The organism is Flavobacteriales bacterium (assembly GCA_016699575.1).
GTDB lineage: Bacteria > Bacteroidota > Bacteroidia > Flavobacteriales_F > PHOS-HE28 > PHOS-HE28.
Genome location: CP064979.1, coordinates 285,677 through 306,759, shown reverse-complemented (window position 1 = coordinate 306,759; position 21,083 = coordinate 285,677). Strand labels below are relative to the sequence as shown.

The 21,083-nt window shown below is 60.6% G+C and carries 20 protein-coding genes and 1 tRNA gene; 13 read left to right on the top strand and 8 right to left on the bottom strand.

Annotation, left to right across the window (positions count from 1 at the left end; genetic code table 11):
- Window positions 1-34: 34 nt before the first annotated feature.
- Window positions 35-108 (bottom strand) — tRNA-His (locus tag IPJ76_01390).
- Between the two features lie 73 nt (window positions 109-181).
- Between IPJ76_01390 and IPJ76_01385 the strand changes: the two genes are divergently transcribed.
- Genes IPJ76_01385 through IPJ76_01375 form a run of 3 tightly spaced genes read left to right on the top strand, consistent with a single transcriptional unit; the run spans window position 182 to window position 4,270 of the window.
- Window positions 182-1,339 carry a glycosyltransferase gene (locus tag IPJ76_01385; protein ID QQR86907.1) on the top strand — a complete coding sequence of 386 codons (1,158 nt, stop codon included), beginning with the start codon at window positions 182-184 and terminating at the stop codon, window positions 1,337-1,339.
- A gap of 1 nt (window position 1,340) precedes the next feature.
- Complete coding sequence (locus IPJ76_01380) at window positions 1,341-3,014, top strand: hypothetical protein (GenBank protein ID QQR86906.1); 1,674 nt, start codon at window positions 1,341-1,343, stop codon at window positions 3,012-3,014.
- A complete protein-coding gene (locus tag IPJ76_01375) occupies window positions 3,011-4,270 on the top strand; it encodes a polysaccharide biosynthesis C-terminal domain-containing protein (protein ID QQR86905.1) in 1,260 nt (419 codons plus the stop codon). The genes IPJ76_01380 and IPJ76_01375 overlap by 4 nt, the downstream gene beginning before the upstream one ends.
- A 10-nt stretch (window positions 4,271-4,280) precedes the next feature.
- Here the strand turns inward: IPJ76_01375 and IPJ76_01370 are convergent, their stop codons facing one another.
- Complete coding sequence (locus IPJ76_01370; protein QQR86904.1) at window positions 4,281-5,279, bottom strand: T9SS type A sorting domain-containing protein; 999 nt, start codon at window positions 5,277-5,279, stop codon at window positions 4,281-4,283.
- A gap of 55 nt (window positions 5,280-5,334) precedes the next feature.
- Between IPJ76_01370 and IPJ76_01365 the strand changes: the two genes are divergently transcribed.
- The 4 genes from IPJ76_01365 (at window position 5,335) to IPJ76_01350 (ending at window position 9,750) form a co-directional block, all read left to right on the top strand.
- A complete protein-coding gene (locus IPJ76_01365; GenBank protein QQR86903.1) occupies window positions 5,335-5,922 on the top strand; it encodes a nitroreductase in 588 nt (195 codons plus the stop codon).
- 155 nt (window positions 5,923-6,077) lie between these two features.
- Window positions 6,078-7,202, top strand: a complete 1,125-nt coding sequence (locus tag IPJ76_01360; protein ID QQR86902.1) for a peptidoglycan DD-metalloendopeptidase family protein — start codon at window positions 6,078-6,080, stop codon at window positions 7,200-7,202.
- Between the two features lie 47 nt (window positions 7,203-7,249).
- Window positions 7,250-7,915, top strand: a complete 666-nt coding sequence (locus IPJ76_01355; protein ID QQR86901.1) for a hypothetical protein — start codon at window positions 7,250-7,252, stop codon at window positions 7,913-7,915.
- Between the two features lie 53 nt (window positions 7,916-7,968).
- Window positions 7,969-9,750: a T9SS type A sorting domain-containing protein gene (locus IPJ76_01350; GenBank protein ID QQR86900.1), complete on the top strand. Its 1,782-nt coding sequence runs from the start codon at window positions 7,969-7,971 to the stop codon at window positions 9,748-9,750.
- Here IPJ76_01350 and IPJ76_01345 read toward each other — a convergent pair.
- Window positions 9,747-10,616, bottom strand: a complete 870-nt coding sequence (locus IPJ76_01345; GenBank protein ID QQR86899.1) for an MBL fold metallo-hydrolase — start codon at window positions 10,614-10,616, stop codon at window positions 9,747-9,749. The genes IPJ76_01350 and IPJ76_01345 overlap by 4 nt on opposite strands.
- Before the next feature lie 47 nt (window positions 10,617-10,663).
- Here IPJ76_01345 and IPJ76_01340 point away from each other — a divergent pair, with 47 nt between their 5' ends.
- The 3 genes from IPJ76_01340 (at window position 10,664) to IPJ76_01330 (ending at window position 12,806) form a co-directional block, all read left to right on the top strand.
- A complete protein-coding gene (locus tag IPJ76_01340) occupies window positions 10,664-11,188 on the top strand; it encodes a zeta toxin family protein (protein QQR86898.1) in 525 nt (174 codons plus the stop codon).
- Window positions 11,181-11,336: a hypothetical protein gene (locus IPJ76_01335; GenBank protein QQR86897.1), complete on the top strand. Its 156-nt coding sequence runs from the start codon at window positions 11,181-11,183 to the stop codon at window positions 11,334-11,336. The genes IPJ76_01340 and IPJ76_01335 overlap by 8 nt, the downstream gene beginning before the upstream one ends.
- A gap of 84 nt (window positions 11,337-11,420) precedes the next feature.
- On the top strand, window positions 11,421-12,806 hold the full coding sequence (locus tag IPJ76_01330) for a peptidoglycan synthetase (GenBank protein QQR86896.1): 1,386 nt from the start codon (window positions 11,421-11,423) through the stop codon (window positions 12,804-12,806).
- Between the two features lie 3 nt (window positions 12,807-12,809).
- Here IPJ76_01330 and IPJ76_01325 read toward each other — a convergent pair whose 3' ends face one another.
- A complete protein-coding gene (locus IPJ76_01325) occupies window positions 12,810-13,283 on the bottom strand; it encodes a DUF4199 family protein (GenBank protein ID QQR86895.1) in 474 nt (157 codons plus the stop codon).
- The gene (gene rho, locus IPJ76_01320) at window positions 13,283-15,220 is read right to left on the bottom strand and encodes a transcription termination factor Rho (protein ID QQR86894.1); all 1,938 of its coding nucleotides are present in this window, start codon (window positions 15,218-15,220) and stop codon (window positions 13,283-13,285) included. The genes IPJ76_01325 and rho overlap by 1 nt, the downstream gene beginning before the upstream one ends.
- A gap of 170 nt (window positions 15,221-15,390) precedes the next feature.
- Here rho and IPJ76_01315 point away from each other — a divergent pair, with 170 nt between their 5' ends.
- Entirely contained in the window at window positions 15,391-15,867 is a 477-nt protein-coding gene (locus tag IPJ76_01315; protein ID QQR86893.1) for a DUF4293 domain-containing protein, read from the top strand.
- Between the two features lie 3 nt (window positions 15,868-15,870).
- Here the strand turns inward: IPJ76_01315 and IPJ76_01310 are convergent, their stop codons facing one another.
- The 3 genes from IPJ76_01310 to IPJ76_01300 form a co-directional block, all read right to left on the bottom strand.
- A complete protein-coding gene (locus tag IPJ76_01310) occupies window positions 15,871-17,526 on the bottom strand; it encodes a CTP synthase (GenBank protein QQR86892.1) in 1,656 nt (551 codons plus the stop codon).
- Between the two features lie 109 nt (window positions 17,527-17,635).
- Window positions 17,636-18,277, bottom strand: a complete 642-nt coding sequence (locus tag IPJ76_01305) for a response regulator transcription factor (protein QQR86891.1) — start codon at window positions 18,275-18,277, stop codon at window positions 17,636-17,638.
- Between the two features lie 110 nt (window positions 18,278-18,387).
- On the bottom strand, window positions 18,388-20,151 hold the full coding sequence (locus tag IPJ76_01300) for an OmpA family protein (GenBank protein ID QQR86890.1): 1,764 nt from the start codon (window positions 20,149-20,151) through the stop codon (window positions 18,388-18,390).
- Window positions 20,152-20,246: 95 nt separating this feature from the next.
- Between IPJ76_01300 and IPJ76_01295 the strand changes: the two genes are divergently transcribed.
- Window positions 20,247-20,693 carry an SRPBCC domain-containing protein gene (locus IPJ76_01295; protein ID QQR86889.1) on the top strand — a complete coding sequence of 149 codons (447 nt, stop codon included), beginning with the start codon at window positions 20,247-20,249 and terminating at the stop codon, window positions 20,691-20,693.
- Window positions 20,690-21,082: a hypothetical protein gene (locus tag IPJ76_01290; protein ID QQR86888.1), complete on the top strand. Its 393-nt coding sequence runs from the start codon at window positions 20,690-20,692 to the stop codon at window positions 21,080-21,082. Before IPJ76_01295 ends, IPJ76_01290 begins: the two co-directional genes overlap by 4 nt.
- Window position 21,083 lies beyond the last annotated feature (1 nt).

Here is a 21,083-nt window from a genome sequence, read left to right as displayed (position 1 = left end):
CAAAACAAAAGGCCCCGCTTTCGCGAGGCCTTCGGGTGGATGATCGGGCTTGAACCGACGACCTCCGGAACCACAATCCGGCGCTCTAACCAACTGAGCTACACCCACCGTTTCCCATCAGCTTTCGCCGAAGGGGCGGCAAATATAGAAGCGTAGGTGAGGGCTGGTTACTTTGCCGCGAATGCACGTGGTCTTCCTGCCCAAGTACTACCCCGGACGTGGCGATGTTCAACTGGGCGAGTTCATCCGGCGCCACGCGCAAGCCGTAGCTGCGGTGGCGCAGGTAAGCGTGGTGGCGGTGCTGAAGGACACGGCCACAGCCACGGGCTACTACGAGGAGGTCAGCGAGGAGAACGGCGTCTGGACCCTTCGGGCCTATTACCGTCCCTTGGAGCGAGGGTGGGCCTTGTGGCGCACGCCCTTGAATTTCCTGCGCTATCGCAAAGCCGCCGATAGGGCCTGGCAACGCTTCCTTCGCGAGCGTGGGCTGCCGCTCGTGTGCCATGTGCAAGTCCTCACCCGGCCCAGCCTGCTCGCCTACAAGGCGAAAAAGGAACTGGGCATTCCCTATGCGATCACCGAGCACAGCAGCGAGTTCCTCGACGGGCGTTGGCTTGGGCGCCCCTGGTTGAACCGCTGGTTCACGCGCCGCGCTTTCGCCAAGGCCGGAGCCGTTTCCGTGGTGAGCGAACGGTTGGGCAGGGCCATCCGCGATCTGGGCCTGGTGGAACTCTATGAGGTGATCCCCAACGTTCTTCCCCTCGAACGAACATCCGTGGCGCAGCGTGGCCCAGCGCACCACGCGATCATGGTGGCCGATCTGGTGGATCGCGTCAAAAACGTTTCCGGGGTGCTCGAGTGCATGGCGCTTTTGCGCAACGAACTGCCCGACTTGAAGCTCACCATTGTGGGCGGGGGAGAAGATGAACAGCGCTTGCGGCAGCGGTGCAAAGGCTTCAACCTCGATGATCGTGTCACCTTTCTTGGTCAACTCTCCTCAGAGGAAGCCATGCAGCAAATGGCGAAGGCCGGTTTCCTCATTGTCAACAGTCGCCACGAGACCTTCAGCGTTGTGACAGGCGAAGCTCTGATGCTCGGCAAACCCGTCATCGCTACGCGGTGCGGCGGTCCGGAGTCGTTCATTGACGGGCACAACGGAGAACTCGTTCCGGTGGACAATGTGCCTGCCTTGGCCGATGCCGTGCGCCGCATGGTTGCCGGTCATCATCGGTACGACCCCGACCGCATCAGAGCAACAGTGGACGAACGATACAGCAGCGCGTGGATCGGCCAGCGATTCCTCACGCTCTATCAACGCATGCTGTCCGACCAGGCCTGACATGGAATTGCGCATCGGCATATTGTGCAACGGCACAACGTTCAGGGCGTGGGAGGCGGAAGCCATCCGCAAGTTGCTCGCGGTCCCTGGGGTGCGCATCGTGGTGCTTGTAAAGAACCGGTCGGCACAGGACCTTCCGCAAGCCGGTGTGCTGCAACGTGCACTGCGTTATCCCTGGCGCATGTTCCTGTACCTGCAGTACCGCAAGCGCTGGTTCAAGCCCAAGGCAATGGTGCTCGAAGACCTGGGCACACTGCTTGGGACCGTGCCGGTGGTTGAAGTTGACGTTCAGCGCAAGGGCTTCAGTGAACGCTTCATCCAGCACGACTTGTCCGTCATCGCTGGGCATCATCCCGATGTTCTGCTGCGTTTCGGCTTCAACATCATCCGCGGGGAGATCCTGCAACTGCCGCGTTACGGTGTGTGGAGCTTCCATCACGGCGATGAAACGAAGTACCGCGGTGGGCCGCCTGTCTTTTGGGAGATCATGCACGGCGATGGCGTCACGGGCGCGATCCTTCAGCGCCTCACGGACAAGCTCGATGGTGGCAGGATCCTTCACAAGGGTTGGTTCCGCACGGTGGACCACTCGTTGGTGGAGACCGTTGATACCGTGCTGACGACCAGCGCGCATTGGCCGGCGCAAGTAGCGAAGCGTTTGCTCAACGGCGATGCCAGTGCGGCGGATGGGGTGGATAGTCGCACGGATGCACCGGTGTTCAAATATCCCGGTAACCTCACCTTCATCCGTTTCCTGGTGCAGATGGCCCGCAACAAGTGGCGTTTCCACCGTGGCCGCACCGAGATGCAGGAGCAGTGGAACATCGCCGTGCTCAACCAGCCGATCGCAACGCTCCTGGAGGAGAAGCCCAGCCTTAACGCCAGGTGGCTCCCCGAACCCGCCAAAGGGCAATTCCGGGCGGATCCTTTCGGTTACATGCGCAACGGTGAACTGAACGTGCTCTACGAGAAGTACGACTACCGAACACGCCAAGGGTTCGTGGCACGGATCAGGCCGAAGGGCGATAATGTGCTGAAGCGCAGCCGCACCATGTTGGACGAAGGCAGGCACTTGAGCTACCCGTTCATCGTGGAGCACGAGGGAACGGTCTTTTGCGTTCCTGAGTCCATCGCTGACGGTCGCGTGATGCTCTACAAAGTGAACGAGGCCAACGATGCATTGGAACCGGTGACCAAGCTGCTCGATGAGCCCCTTGTGGACCCGACGCTCTTCCGGCACGACGGGCGCTGGTGGCTCTTCGGTACCAAGGCGCCGCTCACCAATGTTGAACTGCATGCTTTCTGGAGCGACAGTCTCACCGGTCCGTTCGTTGCGCATGTGCTCAACCCGTTGAAGCACGACATCCGGACGGCCCGGCCCGGCGGCACACCTTTCAGGCGGGGCAAGGAACTCTGGCGCCCGGCCCAGGACAGCAGTCGCACGTACGGCGGACGCATCGCCTTCAATCGTATCGACCGCCTCTCACCGACCGACTTCGCTGAAACAACGGTTAAGTACTTGGAGCCTTTGCGTGGAACCTCTTTCAACAAAGGCCTTCACACGGTATCCGCCGCAGGGAACATCACGCTTCTCGATGGCAAACGGTACGTGCAAGCAGTACAGGCCCAACGCGGTCGACCACTGCCCGAGGAGGATGAAGCGGACGACGAATGATGGTGCGATCGGCCATAGGGTCCATTGCAGCGCGCATCGTGGTGGCGTTGAGCAACCTGCTGATCTTCTCGGTGGCGGGCCACCGGCTGGGGAAGGAGGGCTTGGGCACCATAGGGCTGATCGTGCTCGGCATAACGCTGGCCGTGCTCTTGGGCAATGTGGTCTGCGGCCCTGCGCTCACCTACCTGGCAGCACGCGTGCGGCGACGCGATCTGCTTTGGCGGGCTTATGCGTGGGCCGTGGTGTCCGCGTTGATCTCGTATGGCATTATCCGACTGACCCGCGTCGTGCCGGATGCATTCGCGCTGCACGTCATCGCGTTGGCGTTGCTCACCATGCTCTTCACCGTGCACATGGGCCTGCTGGTTGGGCAACAGCGCATCAAGGCGTTCAGCTGGATCTCCATCCTTCAGAGCGTTGTGCTTCTGGCCTCGTTCGCTCTTTTATCGGCAGCCGAGGAGAACAGGTCGCCGATGGCATACGTGCACGCTGGTTACATCGCCAATGGAGCTACTCTTCTCGCTTCGCTGGTGGTGTTCGTTCGCGCTGAAGATGCACGCACAAGCGAGGAGCATGTGCCGGTGTGGCGCAATCTCTTCAGGCACGGCGGCTTCACTCAGCTTGCGAACGCGCTGCAACTGCTCACCTATCGTTGCTCGTACTGGTTCATTGATCGGATCACCGGAACCCCGGCGCTCGGGGTATTCACCGTTGGTACCCAAGTGGCCGAAAGTGCCTGGCTTGCCCCGCGCGGGCTGGCAACGGTCCTTTATGGCAAATTGAGCAACACGCCGGAACTGAAGGAACAACGTGCCAGCACCATCGTCTTCTTGAAGGCCTCGTTCATGTTCGCGGCGATTTCCATGGTTGCGTTGATATTGGTGCCCAACGCCATTTACGAAGCTGTCTTTGGAGGTGACTTCAGTGGGATACCGATGATCCTGCTGTACCTGTCGCCCGGCATCCTGGCCATGAGCGTTTCGCAAGCGCTCGGGATGTTCTTCTCGGGCACTGGCCGCAACCAGCACAATGCGATCGGAAGCGGGCTCGGCTTGATGGTGACCATTGTGGTCGGGCTGATGATCATTCCAGAGAAACACCTGCACGGGGCAGCCGTCACAGCGTCCTTGGCGTACATGACCAACACGCTGTACCAAGCCCTGGTCTTTCTGCGCGTTACCGGAACGCGGTGGCTCGAACTTCTGCCGACGATGGCCGACCTGCGCTCCGCCGCTCGCCTCGTTCAGCGGTCGTGAGCCGACTTCTTCAGCGCACCAGAAGCCTTGTGGAAGACCGACGGCCCGAAGAACCGACGGTGCTTACCACATAGCTGCCTGCGCACAGCGTGGATACATCCAAACGGTGATTTCCTGGATCCCGCGTGGCACTGCCATACGGAACGGACAGCACCAACCGGCCCGTTGCGTCGGTCACCTCCACACGCAAGACTTCAGTGTCTCCGGTACTCATAGTGACCATCCCGGATGCTGGGTTCGGCCAAAGAACGAGGCTCGCTGTAGTAGCGGTCCTGGCTTCGAACAGACCCACCACGGTGCTGTCCACCCATTGGGTCGTCTGTGAGGTGGTCGTGCTTCCGTTCACCGTTGTGCTCGCATCCGTGATCTGCAGCACTGGGAAGGGCAGAAAGCGGGTGAAGAAGCGGTGCGTCATCACATCGTGCACCACGGTACCGAGCGGCGTGGCGTCCTGGTATTCCTCGTGCAGAGCCACCCGCAACACGCCGTACACCGTTCCCCAAGGCAAACCAAGGTCGCCGTAGCCGTCAGCGATGCCTTCGATGGTGCCGGCGCGGGTCACGTTCTGGCCTGCGATGACTATGGTGCCGGCGAGGATGTCGTTCCAGGTGTCCGAATAGTCGCACGGGAAAGGCCAATACTTGGCGCCATCGCTCAAGGGGAATGCAATAGCACCATCGTCGTTGCCCACCAACGTGAAGCCCGTTGCATCGCTTTGGAAGTAGCTGTAGTTGCCATCGTTGTCCACCATGGCGATGGTGGCCGTGGTGAAATCCGCACCGTTCGGAGTGGTTGCGGGGTCAACGAACTGGAGCTCGTCCGAGCCCGTTGCCGACAATGCGCTGAAATCCCAGAACAAACCTGCGCCCGCACTCCCGGGAGCGATGTACGTACCGGTGTTCACGCTGAAGCCGGTGCCGATCAAAGGATCGTGCTCGGCTGGCACAAGAGTGATCTGTCCAATGGCGTGCGCAGCGAAGAGCAGGAAGGGGGCGGTAGTGATCCTCATTGTCATTTGGGTTCGTCGCAAACGTAGATGCCACTGCCGATACATTCGTTGCCCCATGAAATTCAGCGTCAGCGAGCTCACCGAGGTCATCCGTCACCGCCGCACGATCTTCCCCAAGGACTACAGCGACCGCGTTGTCCATCGCGACATCGTCGAGCGGATGCTCTCCAACGCCACCTGGGCGCCCAATCATGGCATGACCCAACCGTGGCGGTTCCATGTGTTCACCGACGCTGCCCGTCATCGATTGAGCGCGTTCCTCGGCGAGGAGTATGCACGGAGCACACCTCCGGACAAATTCCTTCAGAAGAAGTACGACAACGTGACACAGCGGCCCTTGCAGAGCTCGGTGGTCATCGCGTTGGGCATGGCCCGGGATCCGAACAAGAAGATCAGTGAGGAGGAGGAAAAGTTCGCTGTGGCCTGTGGGGTCCAGAACATGTACCTCACGTGCGCTGCCTATGGCCTAGGGGGATTCTGGGCCACGGGTGCCGTGCTGACAAGCGATGCCATGCGGGTTTTCCTGGGCATGCCTGACGGGGACAATGTGCTGGGCCTGTTCTATGCAGGTTACCCCGCCATGGAATGGCCGCAGGGGTATCGCAAGCCGCTCGATCACTTCGTGGTGTGGAAGGCCGAATGAGCCTTTTGTGACCGGTCAAGACGGGGATGCGCTCGCCGGGCGAAGCTGCCCTTTTGTCGGATCCGGGGAGGGTGCTTTCCGGGTCGCAGGTATCCTCGCGGCCCTTTTCAACGTAGTACGGCCCGCTGGGCCGCAAATGCCTGCTCTGCAAAACCATGTTCCGCCCCCTTCAAATGTTCTGCTTTGTGCTGTGCGCGGCGCTGGCTTTTCCGCTCCACGGAAAGGCCGCGGACGGTGGAGGTGGCACGGATACGGTGGCGGCCGTGGTGCAGTACGGTAACGAAAAGCTGCTGGAAGGAGGGGAGGCCCTAACGGACGAACGGCTCGACCATCTGCTGGACTCCCTTTGCGCCTTGGAGGACGCACCGTCCGACATGATCCGCGATCTTGAACTTTTCAAGCGGATCCGGTCGTTGGACGATCACGGCATCGTGGATATGATCGACTCGCTTTTCGAGCTTGATACGGTGCCCTATGCGCTCATCAATGAGATCAACCTCTACGCCAGCCAGATGCCCACGGCCAATGAAGTGGCGCACGGTTTCGCGCTGCCTTGGTACACAGGCCTGGCCCATCCGGCCGACGAGATCTATGGTGCTTGGAACACCACCAACCCCAACGCCTATGGCCCCGAACTGAGCAAGGGCGACAGTGTGGTGCTGGTGCAACTGACCGACGATGACGCCCTTTGTGGTTTCCACATGCCAGTGCCCGGGGTGCTCACTAGCCGGTTCGGGTGGCGCGATGGTCGTCCGCACAACGGCATCGACTTGGACCTTGCCGTATGGGATACCGTAAGGACGATGTTCCCAGGTGTGGTGCGCTTCAGTGGGCCGTACGGCAGCTTCGGTAGGCTTGTTGTCGTGCGCCACTACAACGGGTTGGAGACGTTTTACGCGCACTTGCACCGCTTGAAGGTGAAGGTGGGCGATCATGTGGACGCGGGTCAGTTGGTCGGGCTCGGCGGCAACAGCGGTCGCAGTCATGGCAGCCATTTGCACTTGGAGGTGCGGTTCAAAGGCGTGCCCATCGATGCCGGTCGTTTCATCGATCTGAGGAACGGCGAATTGCTCTGCGACACACTGGTGCTGGCCAAAACGCGTTGGAGCTATGCTGCGTATCCGTTGGGCACCACGTTCCATACGGTGCGCAAGGGCGATCATCTCAATGCCATAGCTGACCTTTACGGCGTCAGCATCCAGCAACTGTGCGAATTGAACGGGATATCACGACGGAGCATGCTGCGCGTTGGCCAGCAACTGCTCATCGCCGCGCGCTGATCCGGTTCCCGTCCGCCCTTTTCTTCATCTCGTTCTCCCTTGCGCTCATGGCCCAAGAGCGTGTCACCACGTTCGGGCTGCAGGTGAAGCCGGTATTCCCGCTCAGCTTCTTCAAGCCGCTTACCGCATGGCAGGAGGGCGCGTTGAACGGCGAGGTGGAACTTCAAGGCGGTATCGCGTTCGGCGGCGTGGTCCGAGCAGGGCTCACCAATATGCTGTCGTTGGAGGTGGGCATCAACCAGATCCAGCGCAATTACCGATGGTCGCTCACCAACGACACCACGGCGCTCGGCGGCGGCAACACCATCAAGTGGGTCGGCTATGAGATCCCCGTGCAAGGGTTGGTGTACGTGCGCTTGGGTGAGCGCACCTGGATGAACGCGGCGGCCGGCGCCAGCGCGGACATGTACCCCACCGATGCCGTGGAAAACGACGTTGAACTGCGCACGTTCTGGTTCCGCAACAATTGGCTGCAGGCGGCTGTAGTGGCCAATTTGGGTTTCGAGTACCGTACTCCGAAGTCCGGTTACTTCTACTTGGGCGCGTCCTATCACCGGCCATTCGGCGAGATGGCCATCGCGGAGCACACCATGCGGATCAATGGCGGTGAATACAGCACCCGGCAAGGTATCGTAGGCACCTACCTCACCTTCGACGTGCGTTACTTCTTCCACGAAGACCCGGAACGGCGCGGACGCAGGAACCGCAATTGACAGTTCCCGAGGCGGAACGGCCGGGTATATTCGGCGCCACTCCAGCGCCCCCTATGATGAGAACGAATACCCTGTTTGCCGCACTGCTTTGCTGCTCCGCTCTAGTTGCCCAGGTGCCGAACGACGCATGCACCGGGGCCATCACCATCGGGTGCGGCCAAAGCCTCAATGGGAATACCGATAGTGCGGCCGTGGATACCGTCGCATTCTGTGGAACCGGAATTGAAGCAGCAGGTGTGTGGTTCACCTTTCCTGGAACCGGGGCGTATATGACCGTTACCACCTGCAGCGGCGCTTCGTACGACACGCGCCTCAACGTGTACAGCGGTTCCTGCGGCAATCTGGTGTGCGTGGATGGCAACGACGACGATGCGCAGTGCAACCTGCTCAGCACCGTGAACTTCCAGTCGGTGAGCGGCACTACCTACTACATCCTTGTTCAGGGCTACGACGGCGAGACCGGTGATTTCACGCTCACGCTCGAGTGCCCGACCTGTCCCACGGCCGAGGACGTGTTCATCAGCCCAAGCGATGTGGAGGCGTTCGTGTTCTTCGATCCGCTCGGCGCAACGGGTTTCATCATCGAGCATGGTCCGACCGGTTTTACGCCCGGCACCGGAACGCTCACCTCAGGCACCATCGGTGTCGATGGCCCTCCGGCGAACATCACCGGCCTCGATGATTCTACGGACTACGAGGTATACGTGATGCTGGATTGCGGCGGTGGAGACACTAGCGCTTGGGGAGGTCCCTTTGCGTTCACCACGTTGGAACTACCGCCACCGGCCAATGCGTTTTGTGCCGATGCGTTGCTGATCGTTTGTGGTGATACCCTGGATGGTACCACCGAAGGCTCGATCGTGTCCATCGCCCCGGAGTGCGGATCTGCGAACGTGAACACGGCAGGTGTTTGGTACTACCTCGTTGGTGCAGGTGATGAAGTGACCCTGAGCACGTGCAACGATGCCAACTTCGATAGCAAGATCAGTGTGTTCGCTGGCAACTGCAATGCGCTCACCTGCATGGCCGGCAATGATGACGGACCGTCGTGCAATGGCAATACTTCCGTGACCACGTTCGTTGCGGAGATGGGCGTGAGCTACGGGGTGCTGGTTCACGGCTACAACGGAGCGGTGGGAAACTTTTCGCTCTCCGCATCCTGCAACCCACCTTGTTCACCCACGCTGGCCAACGATGATTGTGACAGCCCTACCGTGCTGGTGCCACAGCCCATCGATCAGTGCGCGCCTACTGTAGCGACCTTGGTATGCGCCTACGCCTCGCCGCTGCCGAACCCCGGCTGCGATCCGTACGAGAACGTGAACGACGCGTGGTTCGTTTTCAATACCGGCCTGCAAACCGAGCATACCATCATCACAGCGCTCGGTGATGCCACCACTCTCAGCGTGGCTTTGTATGAAGCTTGCAGTGAGCCGGATTACATCGCCTGCTTCACGGACAGCATCGGCGAATACACTTTCAGTGGATTGGATGCTGGCACCGACTACTTGGTGCGCGTATGGAACGGCGGTGGCGTTGAGGCCGGCGATTTCACCATCTGCGTGGAGACGGCCTTGCCCGATGGTGTTGCTGAGAACCGGTTGGCCGGTGTGCAGATCTACCCGGTGCCTGCACGCAGCGAACTCACCGTCCTCGGGCTCCCCAACGAGGTGCATGCACTGAACATCCTCGACCTTTCCGGTCGGCGGGTAGCCCAGGTGGCCAACGTTCCCGGCATGCTTCTGCGCCTCGATGTAGGTGGTCTGGCTCCTGGCAGCTACTTGCTCACCGCCGATGCAGGTATCCCGGTGGGACGTTTCGTGGTGGAGCGCTAGAGTTCGGAGAGGCTGAAGGCCCGCTCCAAGCGCACGCCCTTTTCCGTTTGCTGCACCATGCAGCATTGGTTGTTGGGGTCGTGCTCCAGGAACAACACGTATTGCTCTGCTGCGGCTTTGCTCAGGAAGGCGGCTTTTTCATCCAGCGTGAGCAGTGGTCGCGTATCATAAGCCATCACCCAGGCGACCGGGACGTGGTGCACGCTGGGCAGCAGGTCCGCCATGTAGGCCACCGTGCGGCCCTTGCACTTCAGGTGCGGGATCATCATCGCATCGGTGTGGCCGTTCACCGTGAGCACGTCGAAACCCGGGAACAGGTCCTTCACCAGCACGTTCTCATGGGCCTGGCCGCGAGCAATGGGAACGAATTTCAACTGACCGCTTTGCTCAATGGGCAGGATGTTCTCTTGGAGGAAGCTGGCTTTCTCGCGTGCATTGGGGCGGATGGCCCAGGACCAATGGTGCTCGTTGCTCCAGTAGGTGGCGTTGGGGAAGGCCGGTTCGAAGCCATCGCGCTTGCTGTTCCAACGTATGCTGCCGCCGCAATGATCGAAATGCAAGTGGCTCAGGAACACATCGGTGATGTCGTTGCGGTTGAAGCCGTGCCTGGCGAGCGACTTGTCGAGGGTGTCGCCCCCATGCAGGTCATAATGGCTGAAGAATTTGGCGTCCTGCTTGTCGCCGATGCCGTTGTCGATGAGGATGAGGTGGCCACCGGTTTCCACCAAGAGGCAGCGCATGGCCCAGGTGCAAGCGTTGCGCTCATCGGGCGGGTGCATTTTGCCCCACAACGTTTTGGGCACCACGCCGAACATGGCGCCGCCGTCGAGCTTGAAGAAACCGGTGTCGATGGGGTAGAGGTTCATAGCGGCGAAGATCGCTTGTACGGTTGGAGGCTGCACATTTGCGATGCATGGCCAAACGTCGTCCACGGTGCATTGTGATCGCTGGTCCGAACGGGGCAGGGAAGACGACGTTCGCGCGTCAATTTCTGCCCAATGAGGCGGACGTTCTGCATTTCGTGAACGCGGACCTTATCGCTGCTGGATTGTCGCCCTTGGATCCGTCGGCTGTGCAAGTGCGTGCTGGACGGATACTGTTGAGTGAACTTGACCGCTTGGTGTCGGCCAGGGCGGATTTTGCCTTCGAGACCACTCTGAGCGGCTTGTCCTACGTTGGTCGGCTGCGGCGTTGGAAAGCCGTTGGATACCGATTGGAGTTGGTGTTCCTGAAGTTGCCGAGCGCGGAAATGGCCATTGAACGTGTGGCCTTGCGTGTGAAACAAGGCGGACATCATGTGCCGGCCCACGACATTCGGCGGCGTTTCAAGCGTGGTTGGCATAATTTCGGTGCCGCTTACAAGACCCTTGTGGATTCATGGGCTGTGTATGATAATCAGGGCAGGCGCCCTGTTCTAGTTGATCAATCAAATGGCTGAGAAGCGCTTGAAACCGAAAACCGAGTTCGCCAAGTCAGTTGAGCGGGCTTTGAAACGGGCTTATCGTGATGCCTGTAAGTCGGCCAAGATGCACGGCACTCCTTTGGTCGAGTGGATCGATGGGAAGGTGGTGCTGGTGAAGCCGTGATCGGGTCAATGGTTTGACACCCCGGCGTTCACACATTGTTGTGCAGGGCTGCTTCGGGGGATGGCCGTATGGGATCTTCACGCCATGAACCGCGTCCACTTCATCGCCATAGGCGGCAGCGCCATGCACAACCTGGCCATTGCGCTGCACCAGAAGGGTTTCGACGTAACGGGCAGCGACGACGAGATCTTCGAGCCGAGCCGCAGCCGCTTGGAGCGTTTGAACCTCCTGCCAAGTGCGCTAGGGTGGCATCCAGAGGACATCACGAAGGACCTGGATGCGGTCATTCTCGGCATGCATGCCCGCGCTGACAATCCCGAGTTGAAGCGCGCGCAGGAACTGGGCTTGCCGGTCTTCAGCTACCCGGCCTTCTTCCACGAGCAAACGAAGGACAAGACCCGTGTGGTGATCGGTGGCAGCCACGGCAAGACGACCATCACCAGCATGATCGTGCATGTGCTGCGACAGTGCAAGGTGGAGTTCGATTACCTCGTTGGCGCACAGCTCGACGGTTTCGATTGTATGGTGCGCCTCAGCCCCACGAGCAAGGTGGCCATCATCGAGGGCGATGAGTACATGGCCAGCACCCTGCAGCCCGTTCCCAAGTTCCATCTGTACAAGCCCGACATTGCGCTGATCAGCGGTATCGCATGGGACCACATCAACGTCTTCAAGACGTTCGAGAGCTACGTGGACCAGTTCCGCATGTTCATCCGGTGCATAGAGCCGGGTGGCAAATTGATATGGTGCGGCGAAGACCCTGAGGTGCGCAAGCTGGCCGACCCCATCCCCGTCCCTTCCCCGATGGGGAAAGGGGCGCCCACTGCGAGCATTCCATACGGAACTCCGAAGCACCGCATCGAGAACGGTGTCACCGTGCTGGAAACAACGCAGGGCGATGTCCGCCTCCAGGTTTTCGGCAAGCACAACCTGCAGAACCTGGAAGGCGCGCGGCACGTGTGCCATCAACTGGGCATCGGTGATCGGGAGTTCTACTCGGCCATCGCGACCTTCCACGGCGCGGCCAAACGCTTGGAGAAACTGGCCGAGAGCGGTTCACGTGTCGTCTTCAAGGACTTCGCGCACTCTCCGAGCAAGCTTACCGCCACGGTGCAGGCCGTGCGAGAGCAGTTCCCCGATCGTAAGCTCACGGCGTGCATGGAGCTCCACACCTTCAGCAGCCTGAGCGAAGGTTTCCTCGACCAATATGCGCACACCATGGACATGGCCGATCATGCCATCGTGTTCTACGATCCGCACGCCGTGGAGCTGAAGCGCCTACCGCCGATCCCACCGGAACGTATCCAGCGTGCGTTCGGCCGTGCGGACCTCAGAGTTCTCACCGATCCTATCGAAGTGATGGGCGGCGTGCGCACATGGGCCGATGACAAGGCCGTGCTGCTGATGATGAGCAGCGGCAATTTCGGCGGCCTCGATCAGCAGGCCATGGCCGAAGCCTTCATTGCGTAGTGTTCAGCGCAGCTTGCGCAGCACCTTGTGGTGCACGGCGCCCATGACCAAGGCGAAGAGGATGCCCGCCGCCATGTATATGATGAGCGTGAACGTGGCATAGTTCAGTGGGGTGAACATGGACTGCATGCGTGCGCGTGCTTCCGCCTCTGGCACACCGTCGGCTACGGCCATGTCGATGCGCTCGTTCACCTCGATGGGGAAGTAGAGCGGGTCGATCCAGGTGTAGAGCGCGTAGCTGAATACCGCGATGCTGAGCGCATAAACGACAGCATTCCGGAAGCCTGCGCGCACGAGCATCGGAAATGTCGAGGCGGCATTGGACCGCAGCGAGAGGTGCTGCGCGAAGAAGACCGCGAGCAGCAAAGCGAGCAAGTGGATGGGCGTGAAAGAGTGCCCGTCGGTGATGACCTTGTCGGCGTGCAGCAGCCAGCGCAGGGTGATGGCCGCGAACGCGATGATGGCGGTGTAGCGCATCACCCGTTCATGCTCACCAGGAACTCTTCGTTGCTCTTGGTGCCTTCCATGCGCGTCTTCACGAATTCCATCGCTTCCACCGGGTTCATGTCGGCCAGGTGCTTGCGCAGCACCCAAGTGCGTTGCAGCACGTCCTTGTGGTGCAGAAGGTCATCGCGGCGTGTGCCGGAAGCAAGGATGTCGATGGCGGGGAAGATGCGGCGGTTGCTGATCTTCCGGTCGAGCTGCAGTTCCATGTTGCCCGTGCCCTTGAATTCCTCGAAGATCACCTCGTCCATCTTGCTGCCGGTCTCGGTGAGCGCCGTGGCAAGGATGGTGAGGCTGCCTCCGTTCTCGATCTTCCGTGCAGCGCCGAAGAAGCGCTTCGGTTTGTGCAGTGCGTTCGCATCGACACCGCCGCTGAGGATCTTGCCGCTGGCCGGTTGCACCGTGTTGTAGGCACGAGCCAGACGGGTAATGGAATCCAGCAGGATCACCACATCGTGGCCGCATTCCACCATGCACTTGGCTTTTTCGAGCACCATGCTGGCCACTTGCACGTGGCGTGTGGCAGGTTCGTCGAACGTGCTGGCGATCACCTCGGCACGCACGCTGCGGGCCATGTCCGTGACTTCCTCCGGCCGCTCGTCGATGAGCAGCACGATGAGGTACACCTCTGGGTGGTTCGCCGCGATGGCGTTGGCCACGTCCTTCAGCAGGATGGTCTTACCGGTCTTGGGCTGCGCTACGATCAGGCCGCGCTGGCCTTTGCCGATGGGCGAGAACAGGTCGAGGATGCGCGTGCTGAGGTTGCCGCCCTTGGTGGTTACATCGAACTTCTCATCGGGGAAGAGCGGCGTGAGGAACTTGAAGGGCACGCGATCACGAACCCAATCGGGGTCGCGGCCGTTCACACGGTCCACCTTCACCAGCGGGAAGAACTTGTCGCCGTCGCGCGGTGGGCGCACATAACCGCTTATGGTGTCGCCGGTCTTCAGGCTGTGCGCCTTGATCTGCTGCTGGCTCACGTACACATCGTCCGGCGATGCCAGGTAGTGGTAATCGCTGCTGCGCAGGAATCCATAGCCGTCAGGCATGATCTCCAGCACACCATCGGTCTCCACGAACGCATCGAACTGCGGTGGTGGCTCCCGGTGCGGGCGGTTGTCCTGGCGCTGGTCGTTGCGTTGGTGGTCACCGTTGCGCTGCTGATCGCCACCGCGCTGTTGGTCACCCTGTTGTTGGCGGTCGTTGCGTTGGCCTTGGTTGCGGTCATCACGGGGTTGATTGCCCTGTTGCTGCCCGCCTTGGTTCTGGTCGCCTTGTTGGCGGTCGCGGTCGCGCCACCGGTCGCGACGGTCGTTGCGGTTGCCGTCGTCCCGTTGGCCGCCTTGGCGCTGCTGGTCGTTCGGTTGTCCATGGTTGCGGTCGCCGCGGTCGTTGCGGTCATCACGACGGCCTTCGTTGCGTTCGCCACCTTCCAGCTTGGCGGCTTGCGGGTCGCGCTGGCCTTTGCTGTCCCTGCGCTCGCGGAACTCCCGCTCGCGCTGGCGGCGGATTTCCTGTGGATCGCTGGGCTGCGTTGGCGCGGGGGGGGCTTCCGGGCCTCCGTTCACGCCTTCCGTTTCTTCATCATCATCGCCGTCCTCATCATCCTCGTCTTCATCATCCCCGTCTTCCCCGTTGGCGCCGTTCTCCTCTTCATCATCGTCGTCCTCGTCGGGCTCCGGATCTTCCACGGGCTCAACTTCGTCAGCCACGGCCTCCATGGCCAGCGGATCTTCGGCCGCGGTTTTGGGCTCCGGCCTTTCGGCTTTTGCGCCGCCCCCTTGCTCGCCGAGGATCTTGTCAATGAGGTCCTGCTTGCGCAGGGTGTCGGCCTTTTTGAGGTTGAGCTTCTTGGCGAGCTCGCGCAGCTCGGCCAGCTTCATGTCGTTCAGCGCCTTCGCGTCGTGCATGAGAAAGGATGTCGGGGGTGTGGAACGGTGCTCGTGCACCGGGTGAACCTATCGGTCAGTAAGCGATGATCAGGGAGAGGGGCAGTGTCCCGGAACCGGGCCACCGCAGAAAGTCGGGGGCAATGATAGGCGAAAGTTCCGTGGTGCCATCTTCGCCGCGCAACCCGGCCATGATCCAACGCAAGCAGACCCTGTTTTTAGCTCTCGCCGCACTGTGTGTGGCGCTGATGTTCGTTTTCGCCATCGGCATCTATAAGCTGCCGGACCAGCCAACGGAAGTCACGTTCGGTGTGCTTGGTACCATGGTGGGTGGACAGGATGCGCTCTTTGCGCCGAAACCCCTCGTGCCGTTGCAAGCGGTAGCCGGTTTGGCCATCCTCATGCTGGGTGCCACTGTTTTCATGTTCAAGGACCGTAAACGGCAACTCCGTTTCGCCAACTTCTGCTACATGGTGCTGCTCGCCTTGTTCGCGGCCGTGTTCATGAGCGAGCACAGCATGCAGGCGGTCATTGAGGAGAAGGGCGGTGCGGGCGGAGTCGGCATTGGATATTTCCTTCCGCTCATTGCCTTGGCATTCACTTTTCTGGCGGTCCGCGGCATCAAGGCCGACGAGGAGTTGGTGAAGAGCGCCGACCGCTTGCGCTGAACTTCAGCCAGCCACAGCTTTGGCCCGGCTCGTTGGGCTCGTCACTTGCGCAAAAGCTGCGTCCATGGCGGCCTTCACGAAACGGATGAACAGGGGGTGCGGCTGCGTTACCGTGCTCTTGTACTCCGGGTGGAACTGCACACCGACGAACCACGGGTGGTCCTTCAACTCGACGATCTCCACTAGGCCGCTCTTCGGGTTGATACCGCTCGGTAGCATGCCGGCCTGTTTGTACTCGGCCAGGTAGGTGTTGTTGAACTCGAACCGGTGCCGGTGCCGCTCAGTGATGTCGGTCCGACCATAGACATCGAACGCACGTGTGCCCTCGCCCACGGTGCACGGGTAGGCCCCCAAGCGCATGGTGCCGCCCTTGTCGGTGATCTTCTTCTGGTCTTCCATCATGGCGATCACCGGATGCCCGGTGTCGGGGGCCATTTCGGTGCTGTTGGCGTCGGCAAAGCCCAGCACGTTGCGCCCGAACTCGATGACGGCGCACTGCATGCCCAGGCAGATGCCCAGGAATGGGACCTTGTTCTCGCGGGCGAAACGGATCGCTTCGATCTTGCCTTCAATACCCCTATTGCCAAAGCCGGGCGCCACAAGAATGCCGCTCAGGCCGGCCAGTTCTTCGGTCACGTTCTCCTTTGTCAGACGTTCGCTATGCACCCATCGGATGTCCAAGCGGGCCTCATTTTCGGCACCGGCGTGTTCCAGCGCTTCCTTGATGCTCTTATAGGCATCCTTCAGTTCCACGTACTTGCCCACCAGGCCAATGCGCACGGTGTGCTTCGGGTTCTTGTACCGGTGCAGGAAGGCGATCCACTGCGTGAGGTCGGCCTCGGGGGCGTTCGTGAGGCCCAGCTTTTCCAGCACCACCGTGTCCAAACCCTCTTGTTGCATCAACAACGGCACGTCGTAGATCGTGGATGCATCAGCACTTTCGATAACTGCGTTGGTGGCCACGTTGCAGAACAGGGCGATCTTCTCCTTCATTCCCTTGCCCATGGGATGCTCCGTACGGCACACGAGAACATCAGGCTGCACGCCAAGACTGAGCAGTTCCTTCACGCTGTGCTGCGTGGGCTTCGTTTTGAGCTCGCCTGTGGTGTTCAGGAAGGGGAGCAACGTCAGGTGGATGTTGAGCGCGTCGTGGCCCAGTTCCCAACGCAACTGGCGGATGCTTTCGATGTACGGCAGGCTCTCTATGTCGCCGACGGTTCCGCCTACCTCGGTGATCACGAAATCGTAGATCCCCTTTTTCCCCAGCGCCTTCACATGGTCTTTGATCTCGTCCGTGATGTGCGGGATCACCTGCACCGTTTTGCCGAGGTACTTGCCGCGCCGCTCCTTGCTGATCACGCTTTGGTAGATGCGGCCCGTGGTGACGTTGTTGGCTTTGCTCGTGGGCGTTCCGAGGAAGCGCTCGTAATGGCCCAGGTCAAGGTCGGTCTCTGCACCGTCTTCGGTCACATAGCACTCGCCATGCTCGTACGGGTTCAGCGTACCGGGATCAACGTTGATGTAGGGGTCCAGCTTCTGGATGGTGACGGAGAAGCCACGTGCTTGCAGCAGCTTGGCCAGGCTAGCACTGATGATGCCTTTGCCCAGGCTGCTGGTAACGCCGCCGGTAACGAAAATGTACTTGGTGGAACCCGTCATCGCATGGTGAGAGGGCCACTGGACGGGCCGCGATCACGGGGCGTAAATGTAGGAACGGAAACTGCCGGTGGGGCAACACCGCCCGAAGTCGAAGGCGGGATGGCGCGGATCACACCCAACACCGGTCCTTGGCGTACTTCACAAGTCCCGCAGTACTGCGCACATCGAGCTTGGTCATCAAGCTCTTTCGATGCGACTTCACCGTATCGGTGCTGATGAAGAGTTCGGCGCCGATCTCGTCGTTCGTTTTCTCCAGGGCGATGAGCCTGATGACAGCCCGTTCGCGCTCAGTGAGCCTCAAATACTCGCCATCAACCCGCTTGTCCGTGTGCTGGTAGCCACGCGCAATACTGTCACGCGCGGCTGGACTGATGTAGCGCCCACCGTCCATGACCAGCTCGATGGCCGAGCGCATTTCGTCGTCCGAGCAGCCCTTTACCAAGTAGCCCCGGGCGCCTTCGATGAGCATGCTGTTCACGTATTCGATCTCCGTTAGTGCGCTGTGGGCCAGTATGCGGACCAGTGGGAAGCGGGTGCGCATCGTCCGCGCGGTATCGATGCCGTCCATGATGTGCATGGAGACGTCCATGAGCACCAGTCCTATTTCATGCTCGTTCAAGTATCGCAGTAGCTCCGCCCCGTTGTGAACGTGCGCAGCGAACCTCAGCACCGGGTCGTTCCAGAACCGCTTGCGCAGACCTTCGAACACGAGCGTCTGCGCATCGGCCACAACAATGGATACTGGGGACATGCCGCTAAGAAAGCAAGCTGCGCGTTGGTGCACAACGCGCGCGGCCGGACTCCCGCCCGGCCGCACGCTCTTTCCTGCCAACCCACAGCACTGACGAAGGCACAGGTCCATTAGGTGCCTCGCCCATCAAGTTCTTTGAGAACGCTCCTGATCTCCGTGAAACTGCTTGGTTCGAACTGCAACGATTGCCGCTGGCCCCGGTCCACGGGTTTCTTGCACAGCATCGGCTTGCCGTCCTGCACTTTGTAGGCAAAGAGGATGGCCGGTTCCGTAACGGGTACTCGTGGGCTGGTGTAGCGGTCTTGATCGGACTTGCCAATGGCCAGGATGCTCTTGATGCCGGTGAACACGAGGAAGACTTCTTCTTCAGTTGCGTCCGGATCGCGGAAGGCGATGATGCTTTGTGGCTCTTCGCTTCCATAGAACCTGTCGCAGTTGATCCAGCCCAGCGAGGAGACTGCGAATACGTAGGCGTTCAGGAGACCACTGGTCGCCCCGGTGCCCGTACTGTCGGCTTTGGCCACGTAGGCCGAGAACGCACTGTCGCGTTCAACCCGCCAGGCTGCCATGATGCTGTCGTTGCGCGGCCGCACTGCTTCCTTCCGTCGCTCGTAGAGCTCAAAGGCTGGTTGGTACACGTCCCGTTGCCAAGCGGCCAACGAAGCCTCCTCGTCGCACGCCCACTTGCCCATGGCTTCGGCGTGTTCTTCCAGCCGTTGCGGGAAAGCAGCACTGTCCGCCTTGTATTGCTTCACTTGTCTGTGGAACTTCTCCATGCGTGCCAAGTAGGCCTCGTGCGCCTTGTCGAAACGAGCCTGGTCTTCGGCGGCATGGGCCGCTTTGCTCGTGAACGTCCACCAGTTCCAGGCCGTGGTGTAGCGCTCGCGCACCGGCTTCAGCGGTTCGCGCGGCATGGCCGGCGAAATGGGTTTGCGCGGTTCAGGGGTGCTGCCGGTGTATTGCATGTACTCCATGGCCGGCCATTTCAGCGCTGGCGGGTTCTGGTACTTGTAGGTCTCTTTAATGCCTTCGTCCTGGACGCTCCAACTATTTATGATAGGCTGTGCGGTGGCCCAGTTGCTGCCGTTGTCGCTGAGAAAGAGCTGCATGCCGTCCTTCTTCACTTCGGTGGGCAGTGTGATGGTCATGGGTTTGGTAGGGTCGAGGACCAAGGCATTGCCAGCGGCATCGACCGCTTCGATCTTCAGCATGCCCCCGGTTTCCAAAAGCTGATCCCCGCTCACGGTGCTCAGCCGGTGACCTATGATGGACTCCAGGCCGAGCGCGTCAGTGATGTGAAGGTCGACGGGACCTGTCGCGGGCCTTCCGTTCTCGGCGACCAAGCTCAAGGAGCCTAGCTGCACCGTGGCGCCCGCGGCCGTAGTGAGCGATTGCTCCAACGTGGGGTCGATGCGGAAGACTTGTTCGGAGCCTTGCCGCAAGCGCGCAGTGAGGTCGGCCGTGCTTTCCCACCGGTGCACGGTTGCGGTGATCTGCACTCGACGGTTCAACGCCTGGCCCTCTTCGTTTTCGTTCGTGGCCACGGCCATGCGCTCGCCGAACGCATTGATGCGGATGGAGGCCTCGGGAACACCACGTTGCAATAGGAACTCCCGGACCTCCTTCGCGCGGAGCTGGGCCAGCCGCTCGTTGTAGTTGTTGTCCGCATCGCTGTCGGTGTGGCCGGTGATGGTGAATTCCGCTTCGCCTTGCGCGATCGTGGAATTCACGAAGGCTTCCAGGGTGATGAGCGCTTCGGCCGTCAGATCATGCTGATCGCTGGCGAAGTGCAATAGTGTGTCGCGTTGCGTGGTTACTGCACGGCCGCTGACGAAGGCCAGCAGGAGGACGATGATGAGGGCGATGCGTTCCATGGTCGTTCGTTCGTGTTGCTTGCACCTTGAATGCCCGATGTGGCAAAAGGTGACCGGTCAACGATGTCCCCGGGTCTATCGCTTCCCCTACTTTCATGCGCCCATCCCCGATCCTCATGGACAAGCAATTCTCGAACTTCGTGCAAAGGGTGACCGTGTACGCATCGGCGCAGGCCGTCTACGATGTGCTCATGGATTCGAAGAGCCACACGTTGCTCACCGGAGCACCCGCGAAGGTCAGTAAGACGGTCGGTGGAGAATTCGCCGTGTACGATGGGTATGCTTACGGCAAGAACCTGGAGCTATTTCCCGGTCGGCGCATCGTGCAGAGCTGGCGTGCTCGGGAGGCCGAGTGGCCCGAGCGCCACTTCTCCGAGGTGACCTTCGACTTCACGCGTTTGGCCAAGGACAAGTGCGCCATCAGTTTCGCGCACCGGCAAGTGCCCACGCCCATGGTGAAGGAGTTCAAGGACGGCTGGAAACGCTACTACTGGGATCCACTGAAAGTGATGTTCCCGGCGCGCTACCTGAAGAAGGCATGAAGTCCGTTCATTGCACAACGGTCGTTGCCGCGGTGTTGCTGCTCTGCCTTTCGGCTTGCCGACCGGTGATCGTTGAACCGATGGCTTATGGCCGGTATTACGTCGACAACCGTACGGACAGCGCACTGGTTGTCAGCGCCGAAGCGCTGTACGGTCAAGCGGACCTGCTCACCGATTCCCTACAAGCGCAGAGCATCACGGCCATTGACGACGTCGTACAAGGCTCCGGCGGCCATGTGCTTCCGAGCAATTTCTACCGGGGTTTCGCTGTGACTTTCGTGGACAGCATGGGGAACGCAAGCGTGCTGTACAGTGGCGTTCGTAACGAGGATTGGGAACGGGTCAGCACGATCGCCGATCGAACGGAGCTGATCCTCGTGATCGACTAGG